Source organism: Pseudomonas tructae, from assembly GCF_004214895.1.
GTDB lineage: Bacteria > Pseudomonadota > Gammaproteobacteria > Pseudomonadales > Pseudomonadaceae > Aquipseudomonas > Aquipseudomonas tructae.
This window is the reverse complement of the sequence record NZ_CP035952.1, coordinates 416,280-433,171: the sequence shown is the minus strand read 5'-3', so window position 1 is coordinate 433,171 and position 16,892 is coordinate 416,280. Positions and strand designations below refer to the sequence as shown.

Below are 16,892 nucleotides of genomic sequence, written 5' to 3'. Positions count from 1 at the left end.
CCAATAGCCAACAATGCACCTCTGGTCGTTTTAGGGCCAGCGAAAGCTGGCTGAAAGCTTCCCACCTTAGGATTGACCCACTACCGGCACAAGACCGGTCAGCCAGGGCAGCGTTTATTTCAAACGGCGCCCGGCCCAATTAACAACAACAATGGTGATACTGATGCTTTCCTACGCCCGCCTCCCTGCCGCAATCCCTCCGCTATTCCACGCGCCGCGCCCCGTGCGCTGATCCGCCCGAATCGTTTTTCCTTCGTCGCGCTACGCCTGGAGTATTCCCATGCTGACCTTCCTCGGCTTTGCCATGGTCATCACCTTCATGTACCTGATCATGACCAAGCGCCTCTCGGCCTTGATCGCCCTGATCCTGGTTCCGATCCTGTTCGCCCTGTTCGGCGGTTTCTCGGGCGATATCGGCCCGATGATGCTGCAAGGCATCACCAAGCTGGCGCCCACCGGCGTGATGTTGATGTTTGCCATCCTGTACTTCGCCCTGATGATCGACTCCGGCCTGTTCGACCCGGCCGTGCGCAAGATCCTCAAGCTGGTCAAGGGCGACCCGCTGAAAGTCTCGGTCGGTACTGCGGTGCTGGCCCTGGTGGTTTCGCTCGATGGCGACGGCGCCACCACCTACATGATCTGCGTCGCAGCCATGCTGCCACTGTACAGCCGCCTGGGCATGAGCCCACGGATCATGGCCGGGCTGATCATCCTCGCCGGCGGCATCATGAACATGACGCCCTGGGGCGGGCCGACCGCACGCGCCGCCAGTGCCCTGCATGTCGATCCCTCCGAGATTTTCGTGCCGATGATCCCGGCCATGCTTGCCGGTGTCGTGGCCCTTCTGGCCATTTCCTACATGTATGGCAAGCGCGAGCGGGCGCGCCTGGGTGAGCTGCACCTGCCGGGTGATGAAATCGATCACAGCGAAATCAGTGTCTCGCAGTTCCCGGACGCCCGTCGTCCGAAACTGCTCTGGTTCAATGGGGCCCTGACCGCCGCGCTGATGGTTGCCCTGATCATGGGCCTGCTGCCACTGCCTGTACTGTTCATGATCGCCTTCAGTATCGCCATGATCGTCAACTACCCGTGCCTACAGCAGCAGAAGGACCGCATCGCCGCCCACTCCGGCAGCGTGCTGGCGGTGACCGGGCTGATTTTCGCCGCCGGTATCTTCACCGGTATCCTCTCCGGCACCGGCATGGTCGATGCCATGTCCAAGAGCCTGCTGGCAGTTATCCCGGATGCACTGGGCCCATACCTTGCGGTGATCACCGCGATCGTGAGCATGCCGTTCACCTTCTTCATGTCCAATGACGCCTTCTACTACGGTGTACTGCCGGTGCTCTCCGAAGCCGCCAGCCACTACGGCATCTCGCCGGTGGAAATGGCCCGCGCGTCGATCGTCGGCCAGCCCGTGCACCTGCTCAGCCCGCTGGTACCCTCTACTTACCTGTTGGTGGCCCTGGCCGGCATCGAGTTTGGCGATCATCAGCGCTTCACCCTGAAGTGGGCAGTGCTGATCTGCCTGTGCATAATGTTCGCCGCGCTGCTCATGGGAATTTTCCCACTGTTCAGTAGCCTATAAGACAACAGAATCACATAACCGTGGTTGCGCCCCATTGCCTGGGGCGCACTGCTTACACCGTTCGAAGGAATACACATGGAATGGCTGACCAGCCCAGAGATCTGGGTTGCCTTTTTTACTCTGACAGCGCTTGAGATCGTTCTCGGTATCGACAACATCATCATGATCTCGATCCTGGTCAGCCGCATGCCCAAACACATGCAGCAGCGCACCCGGATCTTCGGCCTGGCGCTGGCCATGGTCACCCGGATCCTGCTGTTACTGTCGATCACCTGGGTGATGCGCCTGACCGCCGATCTGTTCGTGGTGTTCGACCAGGGCATTTCCGGGCGTGACCTGATCCTGTTCTTCGGCGGCCTGTTCCTGCTGTGGAAAAGCTCCCAGGAGATCTACCACGGCCTGGAAGGCGAAGACGAATCCAATGACGAGCCAAGCGGCGCTGGCGGCAAGTTTTTCTATACCATCATCCAGATCGCGATCATCGACATCGTCTTCTCACTGGACTCGGTGATCACTGCGGTCGGCATGGTTTCCCACGTACCGGTAATGATCGCTGCGATCGTTGTCGCCGTGCTGGTGATGATGCTCTGCGCCGGTGCCATCAGTAACTTCATCGACAAGCACCCGTCGCTGAAGATGCTCGCCCTGTCGTTCCTGATCGTGGTCGGTACCGTGCTGATTGCCGAATCCTTCGACGTTCATGTACCTAAAGGCTACGTGTACTTCGCCATGGCGTTCTCGCTGGCAGTCGAAGCGATCAACATCAAGATGCGCACAGCGATGGCCAAGAAGAGGCAGCAGAGTGATCCGGTGAAACTTCGCAAGGACATTCCGGGTCAGTAATCCCGGTGCTGTAGCAAAGGGCCCTGCGGGGCCCTTTTTCATTGACCTTCATGACAGTTTTGTTTCAAAGGCAGTTCTGCCTATGCCATGCTGGCGCCACGGTCATTGGCCGACTACAGCTTAAGTGAGCACTGGGAAAAACCGCCTGGCAGCAGGACAGGCTCACGGCATCATCCATTTGCCCCGCTGGGGCACTCAACAGGGGGCCATTTCAATGCTGACCCTGCTCAATCTGCTTTCCGCCGTGGCGTTGCTGATCTGGGGCACGCACATCGTGCGTACCGGCATCCTGCGGGTGTATGGCTCGAACCTGCGTCGGGTGCTGAGCCAGAACATGTCCAAGCGGCCTCTGGCCTTTGTCGCCGGGATCCTGGTGACGGCGATGGTACAAAGCAGCAACGCCACGGCGATGCTGGTGACCTCGTTCGTCGGCCAGAGCCTGATGGGCCTGACCCCGGCGCTGGCGATCATGCTGGGAGCCGATGTCGGTACCGCGCTGATGGCCCGGGTGCTGACGTTCGACCTGTCGTGGCTGTCGCCGCTGCTGATCTTTCTCGGGGTGATCTTCTTTCTTTCCCGCAAGCAGACCCGCGCTGGCCAACTGGGCCGCGTCGGCATCGGCCTGGGCCTGATCATCCTCGCCCTGCAGTTGATCGTCGAAGCAGCGGCGCCGATTACCCACGCCCAAGGCGTAAAAGTGCTGTTTGCCTCCCTGACCGGCGATATCCTGCTCGACGCCTTGGTCGGCGCACTGTTTGCGCTGATTTCCTACTCCAGCCTTGCCGCTGTGCTGCTGACCGCAACCCTGGCAGGTGCCGAGCTGATCAGCTTGCCGGTGGCCATTGGCCTGGTTATCGGCGCCAACATCGGCAGTGGCCTGCTGGCCTTTCTCAGCACCAGCATGCAGAACGCCGCCGGCCGCCAGGTGGCGCTGGGCAGTTTGCTATACAAACTCATCGGCCTGGTGCTGATCATTCCCGTGCTGCACCCACTGGTGACGTGGATGGACAGCCTGAGTTTCAGCCCTCAGGAACTGGTGATTGGCTTTCACCTGCTCTACAACACCCTGCGTTGCCTGATCCTGTTGCCCACGGTGACGCCCATGGGCCGTCTGTGCAGCTGGTTGCTGCCCGAGCGCGAAGAAACCAACGGCCGTGCCCGTCCACGGCACCTGGACGCTACCGCACTGACCACGCCAAGCCTGGCCCTGGCCAACGCCGTCCGCGAAACCCTGCGCATGGGCGACCTGGTCGACAGCATGCTCGATGCCATGCTCAACGTGCTGCGGGGTACCCAGACCGCCATGACCCAGCAGATGCGCGGCCTGGGCGAAGACGTCGAGGCCCTGTACAACGCCATCAAGCTATACCTGGCGCAAATGCCCCGTGAAGACCTCAGCGAACAGGACCGTCGACGCTGGGCCGAGATCATTGAATTGGCGATCAACCTCAAGCTTGCCAGTGACCTGATTGAACGCATGCTGCGCAAGGTTCAGCAGCAAAAAACCTCGCAACGCCGGGAGTTTTCCGACGTCGGCCTGGAGGAACTCACCGGCTTGCACGGCCAGTTGCTGGCCAACCTGCGCCTGGGCCTGTCGGTGTTCCTCAGTGCCGACCCGGAGAGCGCTCGCCAGTTGTTGCGCGAGAAACGCCGCTTCCGCGCCCAGGAGCGGCGCCTGGCCCACGCTCATGTCAGCCGACTGCAACGTAAAGTGGTGCAAAGTATCGAAACCAGTTCGTTGCATCTGGAGCTGATCGCCGACATGAAGCGATTGAACTCCTTGTTCTGCAGCAGTGCCTATGTGGTATTGGGCGGCTCCGATACCGGCGGCCTGCTGCTCGACAGCGTACCGGACGACGCTCATTCACCCTGATTGCTAGCCCCCCAAGAACTCCCGCAAGGAAGCTCACCATGCGTTGCCTGATGTTCATTTGCCTGCTGCTGGGCTGTATGCCCGGCTTTGCCCTCGACCGCTCCCAGGTCGAAGGCTATCTGCTGCCCAATGGCCTGCAGGTCGTGCTCAAGTCAGGCTATGAACGCAACCATGTATCGATTCGCCTGGTGGTAGGCGTTGGCTTCGATGACTTTCCGTGCGAGCGCCAGGAGCTGCCGCACCTGCTTGAGCACTTGCTGTTCAGTGGCATCGATGAGCGTGGCGAAGGTGGCCTGGAGGAGCGCATGCAGGCCCTGGGCGGGGAGTGGAACGCCTACACCAGCAGCGCTGACACCACCTTCGTCATCGAAGCGCCAGCACGCAACCAACGCAAGGTGCTTGATCTGCTGCTGGCGGTCATCAACGAGACCCGGATCGACGAAAAAGCCCTGGAGCTGTCAAAACGCATCGTCGAGCGTGAAGACGGTGGCCATTACACTCACTTGCAGCGCTGGCTCGATCGCCAGGACATCGGCCACCCGGCCAGCGACCAGCTGGCGGTGGAACTGGGGCTCAAGTGCGCCGAACGCTCGTCGGTCGAGGGCATGAGCCTGGAAGAGGTCAACGACCTGCGCCAGCATTGGTACGCCGCCAACAACATGACCCTGATCGTCGTCGGCGGTCTCGACCGCCTGCTGCCGGCCTACCTGGAGCGTACCTATGGTGCACTACCGGCAGCCGAACCCGGTGAGCGCAGGGTCCTGGAAGGCGTTACCCACAAGGCTGAAGCCCGTCGCGAGCTGACCCGTGGCTGGCTGGGCGACAGTGCCCGGTTGCACTGGCTGTTTCTGGAGCCGGTGCTGGACAAGGACCATGGCCAGACCTACGACCTGCTGCAGCGTTACCTGGACTGGGCGCTGTACGATGAGTTGCGGCTCAAGCATGGCTTTTCCTACGGTCCCTACAGCCAGCGCGAGAGCTTCGGCGACACCGGGCTGATGACGCTCAATGCCGATCTCGACCGCACCGATATCGATGCCGCCGAGCAGGCCCTGGCGGCCATGCTCGAGCGCCTGCGCAAGGATGGCCTGGACCCGGCCACCTTCCAGCGTATCAAGCAGGCCGCCATCGACCGCGAAGCCTGGTCGACCCAGGGCAACAGCGCCCTGGCCGATTATTACTGGGGCGCGCTGAACGACTTTGACGAAGGACGCTTCGCCGATCCAGCGCGGGCGTTGCGCAGGATCAGCCTGGCAGACGCCAACCGGGCCCTGCAGCAGTTGCTGGCCGAACCCGGCTATGTGCGGGTCGAGAAGCCGCTGCTCAGTTATGACGAGTTGTATGGCTGGGTGGCGGTGGGGGTGGGGGTGTTGCTGGCCGGGATGCTGATCTGGGGGCGGCGGCGTTCTCGCTGAAGCCATCGCGGGGCAAGCCTGCGCCTGCAGATGGAGTATCCTGTGCAGGTTTTTTACCTGACCTTGCGAACACCTTCATGCCTCTTTACCTGCAGCGCCTGATCGAGCTGATCAAGCGCTACCCCGGGGTCATTGCCCTCGGTGGTTTCATCTCCGGTGTCGGCAGCTTCATCCTGGTCGATCGCCAGGAAAGCCTGGCCAGCTGGATTGCCGTCGTCATGCTGATCAGCTGGATCTGGCTGATGCTGGAGAACACCTTCACCAAGGTCTTCGCCAAGGTCTTCAAGCGTGAGATACCCCAGCCGCTGCTGCGCTATGCGACGCAGATGATCCACCAGGAAAGCCTGTTCTTCGTCCTGCCGTTCTTCTTTGTCACCACCACCTGGAACAGCGGCCAACTGGTGTTTACCGGCATCCTCGCTGCAGCCGGGCTGATCTCGATCACCGACCCGCTGTACTACAAGTGGCTGGCCCCACGGCGCTGGCTGTACCTGGCGCTGCATACCCTGACTCTGTTCGCCGCGCTGCTGACCGCGCTGCCGATCATCTTGCACCTGACCACTTCGCAGAGCTTCAAGCTGGCCCTGGGCATCGCCATGCTGCTGTCCTTTCCGAGCCTGGCCAGCAGTTTCCCGATCAGCCACTGGCGCCGCGGCCTGGTGCTGGTGGTGATGACCCTGGCCGTCGGTGCCGGCGGCTGGATGCTGCGCTCCTGGGTGCCGCCGGCAACCTTGTGGATGACGGAAGTGGCGGTCAGTACCCAGGTCGAGAACCGCACCCCGGGCAAAAGCCTGGAGCAGCTCAAAGCCAGCGAAATACGCGGTGGCCTCTATGCGTTTACTGCAATCAAGGCCCCGCGTGGGTTGAACGAGCGGATTTACCACGTCTGGAAGTTCGAGGGTAAAGAGGTCGATCGCATCGCCCTGGACATTCATGGCGGGCGCAAGGAAGGCTACCGGGCCTGGACCCACAAGCAGAACTTCCCGGGCAACCCGGTCGGAAGCTGGCAGGTGCAGGTGCTGACAGAAGACGGTCAGGTGATCGGCGTGCTGCGCTTTAAAGTGCTTGACGATGGTCAAGCAGCCGCGCCCCAGTGAGGCTATGATCAGAGGCTGCGAACCGTTGGTCGGACTGCATGGAGCCTATGACAACACACGCCAGCGCAACCCTGGACACCGCCAGCAACCCGCCACGGTTGCGGATCAGCGGTGACTGGACCCTGGCCAACTACGCACGCCTCAAGCGCGTCAGCGACAGCCTGGCCGGTCAGTACGCCCCCTCCACCGAGGTCGACCTCGAGCAGCTCGGCAAGCTGGACACCGCCGGCGCGGCGCTGCTGGTCGAACTGCTGGGTGCCGAGCGCCTGGCGCGGCTGACCGAAACCGCCACGCACTTGCCCGCGGCCAGCCAGGCACTGCTCAAAACGGTGTATTGCTCGGTGCAAGACTTCTGCATCCCGCAAAAGCAGCCCGAACGTTCAGTACTGATCCAACTGCTCAGCCGTATCGGCCGCGCGGTCGACACTCTGTGGCAAGACACCCTGCAGCTGCTCGGTTTTGTCGGCCTGATCCTGCAAACCCTGTTCCTGCGCCTGTTCCAGCCCAAGCGCTGGCGGATCACTTCGGTAGTCGCGCATATCGAACAGACCGGTCTGGATGCCGCGCCCATCGTCGCCTTGCTGACCTTCCTGGTGGGCGCCGTTGTGGCCTTTCTCGGCGCCACGGTGCTGGCCAGCTTTGGTGCCAGCATCTTTACCGTCGACCTGGTGGCGTTCTCGTTCTTGCGTGAGTTCGGCGTGCTGCTGACTGCAATTCTGATGGCCGGGCGCACCGCCAGTGCCTTTACCGCGCAAATCGGCTCGATGAAGGCCAATGAGGAAATCGACGCGATCCGTACCCTGGGCCTGGATCCGGTGGAATTGCTGGTGGTGCCACGAGTGCTGGCGCTGCTGATCGCGCTGCCACTGCTGACCTTCGTCGCCATGCTTTGCGGCATCATCGGCGGGGCAGTGGTCTGCGCCCTATCACTGGATATCTCGCCGGCAATGTTCCTGTCGCTGCTGCACAGCGATATCGGCGTGCAGCACTTTCTGGTCGGCCTGGTCAAAGCACCGTTCTTCGCCTTTCTGATCGCCGCCATTGGCTGCCTGGAAGGCTTCAAGGTCAGCGGCAGCGCCGAATCGGTCGGCGCCCACACGACTTCCAGCGTGGTCCAGTCGATCTTCGTGGTGATCGTTCTCGATGCCATAGCAGCGCTGTTTTTCATGGAGATGGGCTGGTGAACAACACCCAGGGTCGGGAGGCAGTGATTGAAGCCCGGGGCATCTGCAATCGCTTTGGCACCCAGAGCGTGCATGAGCAACTCGACCTGGACCTGTACCGTGGCGAAATCCTCGCCGTGGTCGGTGGCTCGGGCAGCGGCAAGTCGGTGTTGCTGCGCAGCATCGTCGGCCTGCGTCGCCCCAATGAGGGCCAGGTGCGAGTATTCGGCCAGGACCTGAGCGTTGCCAGTGATGAGCAGCGTTCACTGGTCGAACGGCGTTTCGGTGTGCTGTTCCAGAAGGGCGCCTTGTTCTCGTCGCTGACCGTCACCGAGAACGTCGCCTTGCCCTTGATCGAGCATGCGGGCCTGAGCCGCGCCGATGCCGAGCACTTGGCCGGGGTCAAGCTGGCCCTGGCCGGGCTGCCGATTTCCGCCGCCGACAAATACCCCTCATCGTTGTCCGGCGGGATGGTCAAGCGCGCCGCCCTGGCCCGGGCCTTGGCCCTGGATCCGGACATCCTGTTTCTCGACGAACCCACCGCCGGCCTCGACCCGATCGGCGCCGCAGCCTTCGACCAATTGATCCTCACCCTGCGCGACGCCCTGGGCCTGAGCGTGTTCCTGATCACCCACGACCTGGACACGCTCTACACCATTACCGACCGCGTCGCCGTGCTGTCGCAGAAGAAAGTGCTGGTGGCCGGGCATATCGCCCAGGTCGAAGACACCGACGACGCCTGGATTCACGATTACTTTCATGGCCCGCGTGGCCGCGCGGCGTACCAGGCCGCTACAGCGCCCAAGGAGCTCTGAGATGGAAACCCGTGCACATCATGTGCTGATCGGCCTGGTCACCGTCGTGGTGGTGGCTGGCGCCATGCTCTTCGGTCTGTGGCTGACCAAGTCCAGCGTCGACAGCACCTTCAAGGACTACCAGGTGGTCTTCAACGAGGCCGTATCGGGCCTTTCCCGCGGCAGTTCGGTGCAGTACAGCGGGATCAAGGTCGGCGACGTCACCAGCCTGCGCCTGGACCCCAATGACCCGCGCCGGGTGCTGGCCCAGGTGCGCCTGAGCGCGGATACCCCGGTCAAGGAAGACACCCAGGCCAAGCTGACCCTGACCGGCATTACCGGTACCTCATTCATCCAGCTCAGCGGCGGCACACCACAAAGCCCGGAGCTCAAGGGCAAGGACGGTGAGCTGCCGGTGATCGTCGCATCGCCATCGCCGATTGCCCGCCTGCTGGACGACGGCAGCGACCTGATGGGCAACATCAATGCCCTGGTGCACAACGCCAATCAACTGTTCTCCCAGGACAACGTCACCCGCTTGAGCAATACCCTGAGCAACCTCGAACAGACTACCGGCGCCTTCAACGACCAGCGCGGTGACATCCGCCAAGCCATCCAGCAACTGGCCCAGGTCGGCAAACAGGCCGGCGACATGCTCGAACAGACCAGCGCCCTGATGCGCAATGCCAACGGCCTGCTCAACAGCCAGGGCAAGCAGATGTTCGGCAGTGCCGAACAGGCCATGCAATCCCTGGCACAAAGCACCGAGACCATCAACAAGCTGCTCAATGACAACCGTGAAGCCATCGACGGTGGCGCCCAGGGTTTCAATCAACTGGCACCGGCAATACGTGAGCTGCGCGACACCCTGACCTCGCTCAAGGGCATCTCCCAGCGCCTGGAAGCCAACCCCAGCGGCTACCTGCTGGGCCGTGACAAAAACAAGGAGTTCGAGCCATGAAGCGTACCTGCCGCTACCTTGCCCTGGCCGCCGCGCTGAGCCTGGGCAGCGCCTGCTCGATTCTGCCTCAGGCCGAGCCCGCCGACGTCTACCGCCTGCCTTCGGCACAAATCACCCGCAGCGTGACGCAGAGCAATCCGTGGTCACTGCGGATCAACAAGCCGATTGCCAGTGATGCCCTGAGCAGCCCGCGCATCGCTGTGGTGCCGCAAGGCAACCTGATCAGCAGCTACAAGGGCGCGCGCTGGAGCGACCCGGCACCGACGCTGCTGCGTAACCGCATGCTCGATGCTTTCCAGCGGGACGGTCGCGTACAGCGCCTTAGCGCCGACGACAGCAACCTGCAAAGCGACTATGAAATTGCCGGTGAGCTACAGGCTTTCCAGAGCGAGTACAGCGCCGACGGCCTGGCCGTGGTGATCCGCTACGACGCCCGCCTGGTGCAAGGCCGCACCCAGCGCATTGTCGCCAGCCAGCGCTTCGAGGTACGCCAGGCACTGATCGACAAGCAGGTTGGCGCAGTGGTCAGCGGCTTCGGTATGGCCACCGACCAGTTGATGAAACAGCTGGTCGACTGGACAGTGAGCCAGGCTACTCAGTTTCAGGCGAAGAACCAGTAGCAGACGAAGATCGCCGCAACCACCCCGGCCAGCTCTGCCAGCAGGGCACAGCCCACTGCGTGGCGGGCGCGCTGGATACCGACGGCGCCGAAGTACACTGCCAGTACGTAGAAGGTGGTTTCGGTACTGCCCTGGATAGTGGCCGCCACCAGCGCCGGGAAACTGTCCACGCCATGGGTCTGCATGGTTTCGATCAACATCGCCCGCGCCGCACTGCCGGAGAACGGCTTGACCAGCGCCGTGGGCAGGCCTTCGACAAAGCGGGTATCCCAGCCCAGCCACTCGACCGTATGACGGATGCCATCCAGGGCCAGCTCAAGGGCCCCTGAGGCGCGCAGCACGCCGACCGCGCACAACATGGCAACCAGGTAGGGCAACAGGCTCTTGGCGACGTCAAAGCCCTCCTTGGCGCCTTCCACGAAGGTTTCATAGACCTTCACCCGCTTCAGCGCACCGATCACCAGAAACAGGATGATCAGGCCGAACAGGGTCAGGTTGCCAAGAATCGAAGAAAGACTCGCCAGCGCGGTAGCCGACAAGGTACCGAGGAACGCCATGAAACCACCCAGCAACAGCGCGCCGGGGATCAGGTAAGCCAGCACCACCGGGTCCCACAACCGCAGACGCTGCATGACCGCCACCGACAGCAGGCCGACCAGGGTCGAGGCACTGGTGGCGAGCAGGATCGGCAGGAACACCAGGGTCGGGTCCATCGCCCCTTGCTGTGCGCGATACATGAAGATGGTCACCGGCAACAGGGTCAGCGACGAGGCATTGAGTACCAGGAACAGAATCTGTGCATTGCTGGCGCTGGTCGAGCTGGGGTTGAGCTCCTGCAGCGCACGCATGGCCTTGAGGCCGATAGGCGTGGCGGCGTTGTCCAGGCCCAGGCCATTGGCGGCGAAGTTGAGGGTGATCAGGCCCAGGGCCGGATGGCCGGGCGGGACTTCCGGCATCAGGCGGGCGAACAGCGGGCCGAGCACCTTGGCCAGCCATTCGACGACACCGGCCTTTTCGGCGATCTTCAGAAAGCCCAGCCACAAGGTCAGGGTACCGAACAGCAGGACCATGACCTCGACCGACAGCTTGGCCATGGCGAAGATGCTTTCGACCATTGCCGCGAAGATCCCGGCATTGCCACCCACCAGCCATTGGGCCAAGGCCGAGATGGCCGCGACGATGAAAAAACCAAGCCAAAGGCCGTTGAGCATGAAAAGTCCCCAGCAAAAGATGGGCGAATGATAGCGGCCAATCCGGGTAGCCGAAAGCCTGGCTGCTCGGCGCAGTGAGCAGGAAGAATTTCTCCATGTTTACGTCTGATGAAAAACGCAAAGCTATGAGGAAGAATTTCACTTTGGTGACACCCAGATGCCCAGCCCCATCGGCCAAACAAATCCGCCTACCGCTTACACAAACTCACTGGAGAACGACACCCGCAGCATCAAACAGCAAATTTTGCGCGATCGATTGCAAGTCCTACCGTCAACACCCGCAATGAAACTGGAAGCGTTGATCGGGTTCCTTCAAGCCGACGCTGACTGCAAATCTGATTTGAATCGTCCGCTAGCCAAGCGTGTGCTGGACAGTATGTCCGATCGTCCAGATGAGCCATGGTGCCAGGGGCTTTTGGTGGAACTGGTCGCCATGAATGGCGGCCCTGCGCTGAGTTCAAGCCGATACTGCTTGTCTGTGATCGACCCCACCAGTTCCTCGTGGAGTTCAACACCAGCCCGTTCTGACACGCAGGCGGCCCTGATCATCGACATAGAAGAGGGGTTGCTGAGCTGTAACATGACGCACGACATTCATTTGAGGCTGATGGGTGAAGAGCTTGCACAGGCCACGACTAGCATCTGGTACTCCATCAACGATGTGAATCCGCTGCAGGTACTCTTGCAAGTGGCAGAACACCTGCAGGACCTGACAGAATGGGCCGGCGCTAGCGAGCAGCGCGCAAAAGTTGCAAGAACCATCATCAGTTGCATGCCCGGGCTGGCAAAAGATAGTGGGGGCAAGACTCAACTTCTAGATTTGCGCAACCTTGATCTGCAGAGCGCGGATCTTCGGGACTTTCCACGATTACGCTCGCCCCTCACCCATATCCAAATCCTGGATCTGGGGGAGAACAGGCTCGATCAATATCCGTACGCTTTGCTGACCAACCTTGCGCAACTCCATACCTTGGGAGCCCCGGACAACGATCTGCCGACCCTTCCCACAGAACTACCAGTACAGAACCTTTCACGGCTGAATCTGAGGGACAACAACATCAGGCTTGATGAGGCAAGCCAAGCCTGGTTATCCACAGCCAAAGGCCTCACATGGATGGATCTGAGCGATAACACGTTAGGCCGAACTCCTGACTTGCACGGGTTGAGCAAGCTCGTGACTTTCGACCTCTCCACCTGCAGCCTGAATAGCCTGCCTGGCGGCCTGGAGAGTCTTCAGCACCTCAAACAAGCCTATATACGAGATAACCGTATACAGACCTTGCCCGACTGGTCGAGAACGTTGCCGAGCGCAACGGCCAACGCGATTGATGTGTCGGGCAACCCTCTTGGTACCGAGGCGCTCGAATCTGTCAGGGCCTGTTATGACGCTTGCCTCACCGATCTGATGCTGGCGCCCAACGCTACCCAAGATCAACCCTTCACGCAGGCCCAACAGCAGATCCTCACCGAGTTGCGTAAGCCTGGCAGCATGATGCTATTTCGTGCCTTGCAGAGCTGGAGCGAGACAATCGACGCCTCGATCACACCCAAGTCCTTCAATCGCAGAACGGACGCCGTGCTTCAGTGGCTACAGACGCTGAACTCCCCCGACCGGGAAAGAGCAATGGCGCAACAGTGCTTTGAAAAGCTCGAGCAACACATGTGCATTGCTCAAATATACCAACAGCCTCAACCACCCACTGTGACACAACGTTTGTTTGAGCTAACGCTCGCTAGCGTCCATAAACAAATACTGGATTCCTTGATTGACCAGAGAATCGATTCAGACGCATTGCCAGTGCTGCGTCTGTACATCCATTCGAAAGTCGTTGAAAGAACAGGCCTGAGCTGGCCGGGCGCCCCGCTGCCTGGGGAAACGTGCAAAATATCAAGTAGCTTAAGCCAGACCGTGAGCGAGCGAGTGTTGAACGAACTGTCGGAATACTTACTGGCGTGCACCCCTGATGATCCAGAAACCCTTGATTTGCTGCTGGAGCAGGAATCATGGTCGGAACACTTGCACAGCCTCGACCCAGCACTCACTGCCTCGCAACAAGCACTCGAACTTGCCATGGAACAAGCCCAGTCCGGGCAGGGGGCTGAACAGGCGCTATTGGAAACGGCCAGGCAACTATCGATGGCCTTTATCGACCGCCAGAAGGACCTGACCTTGAAGATTTATCAGGACTTGTGAACCTGCGATCCACTTGAATGCAAGAAGCCGGAACCCATTCACGGGCTCCGGCTTCTTGAGTCTTCAGGTTTTAACGCGGGATCATTACTTGCTAGCAGTTTTGCCAGCCGGTACGGCTTCCTTGCTGCGCCAGTGCGGCAGCGAGTTCCAGTAGCGCTGACCTTTGGCATCGTCGTACATGCCTTCCCAACGGGCGATAACCAGTACCGCCAGGGCGTTGCCGATCACGTTGAGCGCAGTACGGGCCATGTCCATGATGCGGTCGACACCAGCAATGAAGGCCAGGCCTTCCAGCGGGATGCCAACACTGCCCAGGGTAGCCAGCAGGACCACGAAGGAAACACCCGGCACACCAGCGATGCCTTTGGAGGTGACCATCAGGGTCAGGACCAGCAGCAACTGCTGGCTCCACGACAGGTCGATGCCGTACAGCTGGGCGATGAAGATCGCCGCGATGCTCTGGTACAGGGTCGAACCGTCAAGGTTGAACGAGTAGCCGGTCGGGACCACGAAGCTGCAGATGGCTTTCGGCGCGCCGTAAGCTTCCATCTTCTCGATCACGCGCGGCAGCACGGTTTCGGAGCTGGCGGTGGAGTAGGCCAGTACCAGTTCGTCCTTGAAGATGCGCATCAGCTTGATCACCGAGAAGCCGAACAGGCGGGCAATCAGGCCAAGCACCATGAAGGCGAAGAAGGCGATGGCGAAGTACACCAGCAGCACCAGCTTGGCCAACGGCAGCAGCGAGGCGAAGCCGAAGTTGGCGACGGTCACGGCGATCAGCGCGAACACACCGATTGGCGCGTAGTTCATGATCATGTGAGTGACCTTGAACATGGCTTCGGAAACGCCCTGGAAGGTTTTCACCAGCGGATCGCGGATGTCTGCCTGCAGGCTCGACAGGCCCAGGCCGAACAGAACCGAGAAAAAGATGATCGGCAACATCTCACCGCGCATCAGCGCTGCGAAGATGTTCGACGGGATCAGGTTGAGAATGGTCTCGATGAACGCATGCTCGTGCTGAACTTCGGCCGCCGTGGCCTGATACTTGGAAATGTCGACGGTACCCAGGGTGCTCATGTCGATGCCGGCGCCCGGGTGGAACAAGTTGGCCAGCACCAGGCCGACGACGATGGCGATGGTGGTCACCACCTCGAAGTAAATAATGGTCTTAAGGCCAATACTGCCGAGTTTTTTCGCATCGCCAACCCCGGCGATACCCACGATCAGCGACGAAATCACGATCGGGATGACGATCATCTTGATCAGGCGAATGAAGATGTCACCAGCAGGTTGCAGGACGTTGCTGATCCACCATGCCTTTTCTGCACTGAAATGGTTCAGTAAAGCGCCAATTGCAATCCCCAGTACCAGACCGATGAGGATCTGCCAGGCGAGGCTTAGCTTTGCCTTCTTCATGTCGTTACCTTTTCTTCAGGTGGAAACGGCCACCAGGCTGATAACCGCGATCCAGAGCTATTGCCAGCCATCTGTATCGTATTTTGTTATCTGCCGATGACATCGTAAAAGGTCACCGCAAGCGAGCGTAGGAACGCTCAGGCCAGCGAAAAAAGGCGCAACTATTCCCACGCAGGGGGGCTCCGTCTAATGCCGTAAACGACTACCCCATGCCGAATCGGCATGAGGTTTATCAGCCAAAACGTACGTCACAATGGGTTACTCGCTTACCGTTCGGAAATCCGACGATGACCAAAGCGCCATAATCCGGCAGATTTAGAGGTATCCAGGTGCGTGGCCAAAGCCTTTGTTCGACAATCCGAATGCATGAAACTGCTTCGACTTTGGTAGGGCGGCGGGGCGAAAAAATATCGATGTACGGTCGGGCAGAAATATGCGTCGACAGCTTCGGTAGGAAAAAAGGAATTTGCTACGGGGTAAAGGCGATTGCCTCACAGCGCGCTACGGAAGTCCGGTCAGGCATCACCACCTGAAGGTGGTTGCCCGACCTGCAACTTCCGCGACCGCTTGACCTGACCCGGCCCTCATCGGGGGCACTCCCTGTACCCCTAGGCCCCTCCGATCCTGAAACAATCAGAGCAGCCCGGCCCCTTGATCATGCGCCTGCCTTCCTCGGGTGGCGCAGCATAGAAGCCTGAAATGGGAAAAGGTTCAGCTTCTATATATGTACTGAAGAGCGAGCAACCCCTCAGTACCAGTTTGGATCACGCTTGAGTTGCTCTTTGAGCAGTGCTTGCATGCCTTCGTCCGGCTTGCCCAGCCAGCGGTAGTCGGCGTGGCGTGTGGGCGACTTATCGGACGGCAGACCTTCGGGCACTTCGATCAACATCCCGTAGGCTTCGTCCTTATCCCAACTGAAAGCAACGATCAGACGCTTGTTCAGGCATTTCTGCTCAGACTCGCACAGCGGCCCGACCAGATACTTGTCGCCATCCTCCTCAACCGCCGACATCTGTTGCTCGGCAGTCCCACTCAGGTTGAGGACCCATTCAGGCAAGCGCTCCTCGTTTTTCACCACGTCCTGCCAGGTTTCCCGGTATTCAGGGTCCGAGCCAAGAATCTGGTTGGCCCGGACCTGGCCGTCATTGGCCGCCATTGCCACTGCGCTGCCGCCCATCATCAGGGCGACAACCAGGGCTCTGCCTAGCGTTGTGCTCATGTTCAACCCCTACCGCGGCGACCGAAGAAGAAGGACACCACAAATAGCACCAGGAAGATGATGAACAGAATCTTCGCGATACCGGTAGCGGCGCCGGCGATACCACCGAAGCCCAGCACGGCAGCAACAATGGCGATAATCAGGAAGGTGATGGCCCAACTCAACATGGTGATTCTCCTTACTGTTTTTGAAAGAAGTTCCTGGATGCTCGCTTAAAACACCCAGCGATCACGTGGTACAGCAGCGCCAACCACAGCCGGGGCAGTGACAGACGTTGCCTGCAAGATCCTGGCAGGCAGGGGAGCAACCGAGCGAAGCGCCTGAACCTGCGCCACCTGGGCAGCCAGTTGATCGGCGCTACGCGCCGCTTCCCAACTGCTGTAAAGCTGCCCGGCAATCAGGGTCAGCAGCAGGGCCAGACTGAACAACAGAGCCTGACGCTGTGGCAGTGAAGACACCTGTACTGGGGTGGCGGATTGACGGTTCATGCCGTGCTCC

Annotated in this window: 15 protein-coding genes; 10 read left to right on the top strand and 5 right to left on the bottom strand. The window is 60.4% G+C overall.

Annotated features, from left to right (window positions below; translation table 11 throughout):
- Positions 1-280: 280 nt before the first annotated feature.
- The 9 genes from EXN22_RS02060 (at position 281) to EXN22_RS02020 (ending at position 10,354) form a co-directional block, all read left to right on the top strand.
- On the top strand, positions 281-1,588 hold the full coding sequence (locus EXN22_RS02060) for a CitMHS family transporter (protein ID WP_130262230.1): 1,308 nt from the start codon (positions 281-283) through the stop codon (positions 1,586-1,588).
- 75 nt (positions 1,589-1,663) lie between these two features.
- Positions 1,664-2,431, top strand: coding sequence for a TerC family protein (locus EXN22_RS02055; RefSeq protein WP_130262229.1), 768 nt, complete (start codon positions 1,664-1,666; stop codon positions 2,429-2,431).
- Between the two features lie 214 nt (positions 2,432-2,645).
- Positions 2,646-4,304: a Na/Pi cotransporter family protein gene (locus EXN22_RS02050; RefSeq protein WP_130262228.1), complete on the top strand. Its 1,659-nt coding sequence runs from the start codon at positions 2,646-2,648 to the stop codon at positions 4,302-4,304.
- Between the two features lie 38 nt (positions 4,305-4,342).
- Positions 4,343-5,719: a M16 family metallopeptidase gene (locus EXN22_RS02045; protein WP_130262227.1), complete on the top strand. Its 1,377-nt coding sequence runs from the start codon at positions 4,343-4,345 to the stop codon at positions 5,717-5,719.
- Positions 5,720-5,796: 77 nt separating this feature from the next.
- Positions 5,797-6,816: a DUF5924 family protein gene (locus tag EXN22_RS02040; RefSeq protein ID WP_130262226.1), complete on the top strand. Its 1,020-nt coding sequence runs from the start codon at positions 5,797-5,799 to the stop codon at positions 6,814-6,816.
- Positions 6,817-6,854: 38 nt separating this feature from the next.
- On the top strand, positions 6,855-8,000 hold the full coding sequence (locus EXN22_RS02035; RefSeq protein WP_130262225.1) for an ABC transporter permease: 1,146 nt from the start codon (positions 6,855-6,857) through the stop codon (positions 7,998-8,000).
- Positions 8,001-8,023: 23 nt separating this feature from the next.
- Positions 8,024-8,794: an ABC transporter ATP-binding protein gene (locus EXN22_RS02030; protein WP_407691953.1), complete on the top strand. Its 771-nt coding sequence runs from the start codon at positions 8,024-8,026 to the stop codon at positions 8,792-8,794.
- 1 nt (position 8,795) lies between these two features.
- The gene (locus tag EXN22_RS02025; protein ID WP_130262223.1) at positions 8,796-9,734 is read left to right on the top strand and encodes an MlaD family protein; all 939 of its coding nucleotides are present in this window, start codon (positions 8,796-8,798) and stop codon (positions 9,732-9,734) included.
- Positions 9,731-10,354 carry an ABC-type transport auxiliary lipoprotein family protein gene (locus tag EXN22_RS02020; RefSeq protein WP_130262222.1) on the top strand — a complete coding sequence of 208 codons (624 nt, stop codon included), beginning with the start codon at positions 9,731-9,733 and terminating at the stop codon, positions 10,352-10,354. The genes EXN22_RS02025 and EXN22_RS02020 overlap by 4 nt, the downstream gene beginning before the upstream one ends.
- Here EXN22_RS02020 and EXN22_RS02015 read toward each other — a convergent pair.
- A complete protein-coding gene (locus EXN22_RS02015) occupies positions 10,336-11,565 on the bottom strand; it encodes a nucleoside recognition domain-containing protein (RefSeq protein ID WP_130262221.1) in 1,230 nt (409 codons plus the stop codon). The genes EXN22_RS02020 and EXN22_RS02015 overlap by 19 nt on opposite strands.
- A 157-nt stretch (positions 11,566-11,722) precedes the next feature.
- Here EXN22_RS02015 and EXN22_RS02010 point away from each other — a divergent pair, with 157 nt between their 5' ends.
- Positions 11,723-13,759 (top strand): leucine-rich repeat domain-containing protein, encoded by a 2,037-nt coding sequence (locus tag EXN22_RS02010; RefSeq protein WP_130262220.1) that lies wholly within the window; start codon positions 11,723-11,725, stop codon positions 13,757-13,759.
- 84 nt (positions 13,760-13,843) lie between these two features.
- On the opposite strand, the gene gltP is transcribed toward EXN22_RS02010, so the two are convergent.
- From gltP to EXN22_RS01990, 4 genes are all read right to left on the bottom strand, one after another.
- On the bottom strand, positions 13,844-15,175 hold the full coding sequence (gltP, locus tag EXN22_RS02005; protein WP_130262219.1) for a glutamate/aspartate:proton symporter GltP: 1,332 nt from the start codon (positions 15,173-15,175) through the stop codon (positions 13,844-13,846).
- A 748-nt stretch (positions 15,176-15,923) separates the two neighbouring features.
- The gene (locus EXN22_RS02000) at positions 15,924-16,394 is read right to left on the bottom strand and encodes an inhibitor of vertebrate lysozyme family protein (protein ID WP_130262218.1); all 471 of its coding nucleotides are present in this window, start codon (positions 16,392-16,394) and stop codon (positions 15,924-15,926) included.
- Positions 16,395-16,396: 2 nt separating this feature from the next.
- Positions 16,397-16,561, bottom strand: a complete 165-nt coding sequence (locus EXN22_RS01995; RefSeq protein WP_010222609.1) for a DUF1328 domain-containing protein — start codon at positions 16,559-16,561, stop codon at positions 16,397-16,399.
- A 45-nt stretch (positions 16,562-16,606) separates the two neighbouring features.
- A complete protein-coding gene (locus tag EXN22_RS01990; RefSeq protein WP_130262217.1) occupies positions 16,607-16,882 on the bottom strand; it encodes a hypothetical protein in 276 nt (91 codons plus the stop codon).
- Positions 16,883-16,892: the final 10 nt, after the last annotated feature.

Coding starts and splice junctions, on each gene's coding strand:
- EXN22_RS02060 (WP_130262230.1), top strand. CDS start 281: ATGCTGACCTTCCTCGGCTTTGCCATGGTCATCACCTTCATGTACCTG.
- EXN22_RS02055 (WP_130262229.1), top strand. CDS start 1,664: ATGGAATGGCTGACCAGCCCAGAGATCTGGGTTGCCTTTTTTACTCTG.
- EXN22_RS02050 (WP_130262228.1), top strand. CDS start 2,646: ATGCTGACCCTGCTCAATCTGCTTTCCGCCGTGGCGTTGCTGATCTGG.
- EXN22_RS02045 (WP_130262227.1), top strand. CDS start 4,343: ATGCGTTGCCTGATGTTCATTTGCCTGCTGCTGGGCTGTATGCCCGGC.
- EXN22_RS02040 (WP_130262226.1), top strand. CDS start 5,797: ATGCCTCTTTACCTGCAGCGCCTGATCGAGCTGATCAAGCGCTACCCC.
- EXN22_RS02035 (WP_130262225.1), top strand. CDS start 6,855: ATGGAGCCTATGACAACACACGCCAGCGCAACCCTGGACACCGCCAGC.
- EXN22_RS02025 (WP_130262223.1), top strand. CDS start 8,796: ATGGAAACCCGTGCACATCATGTGCTGATCGGCCTGGTCACCGTCGTG.
- EXN22_RS02020 (WP_130262222.1), top strand. CDS start 9,731: ATGAAGCGTACCTGCCGCTACCTTGCCCTGGCCGCCGCGCTGAGCCTG.
- EXN22_RS02015 (WP_130262221.1), bottom strand. CDS start 11,565: ATGCTCAACGGCCTTTGGCTTGGTTTTTTCATCGTCGCGGCCATCTCG.
- EXN22_RS02010 (WP_130262220.1), top strand. CDS start 11,723: ATGCCCAGCCCCATCGGCCAAACAAATCCGCCTACCGCTTACACAAAC.
- gltP (WP_130262219.1), bottom strand. CDS start 15,175: ATGAAGAAGGCAAAGCTAAGCCTCGCCTGGCAGATCCTCATCGGTCTG.
- EXN22_RS02000 (WP_130262218.1), bottom strand. CDS start 16,394: ATGAGCACAACGCTAGGCAGAGCCCTGGTTGTCGCCCTGATGATGGGC.
- EXN22_RS01995 (WP_010222609.1), bottom strand. CDS start 16,561: ATGTTGAGTTGGGCCATCACCTTCCTGATTATCGCCATTGTTGCTGCC.
- EXN22_RS01990 (WP_130262217.1), bottom strand. CDS start 16,882: ATGAACCGTCAATCCGCCACCCCAGTACAGGTGTCTTCACTGCCACAG.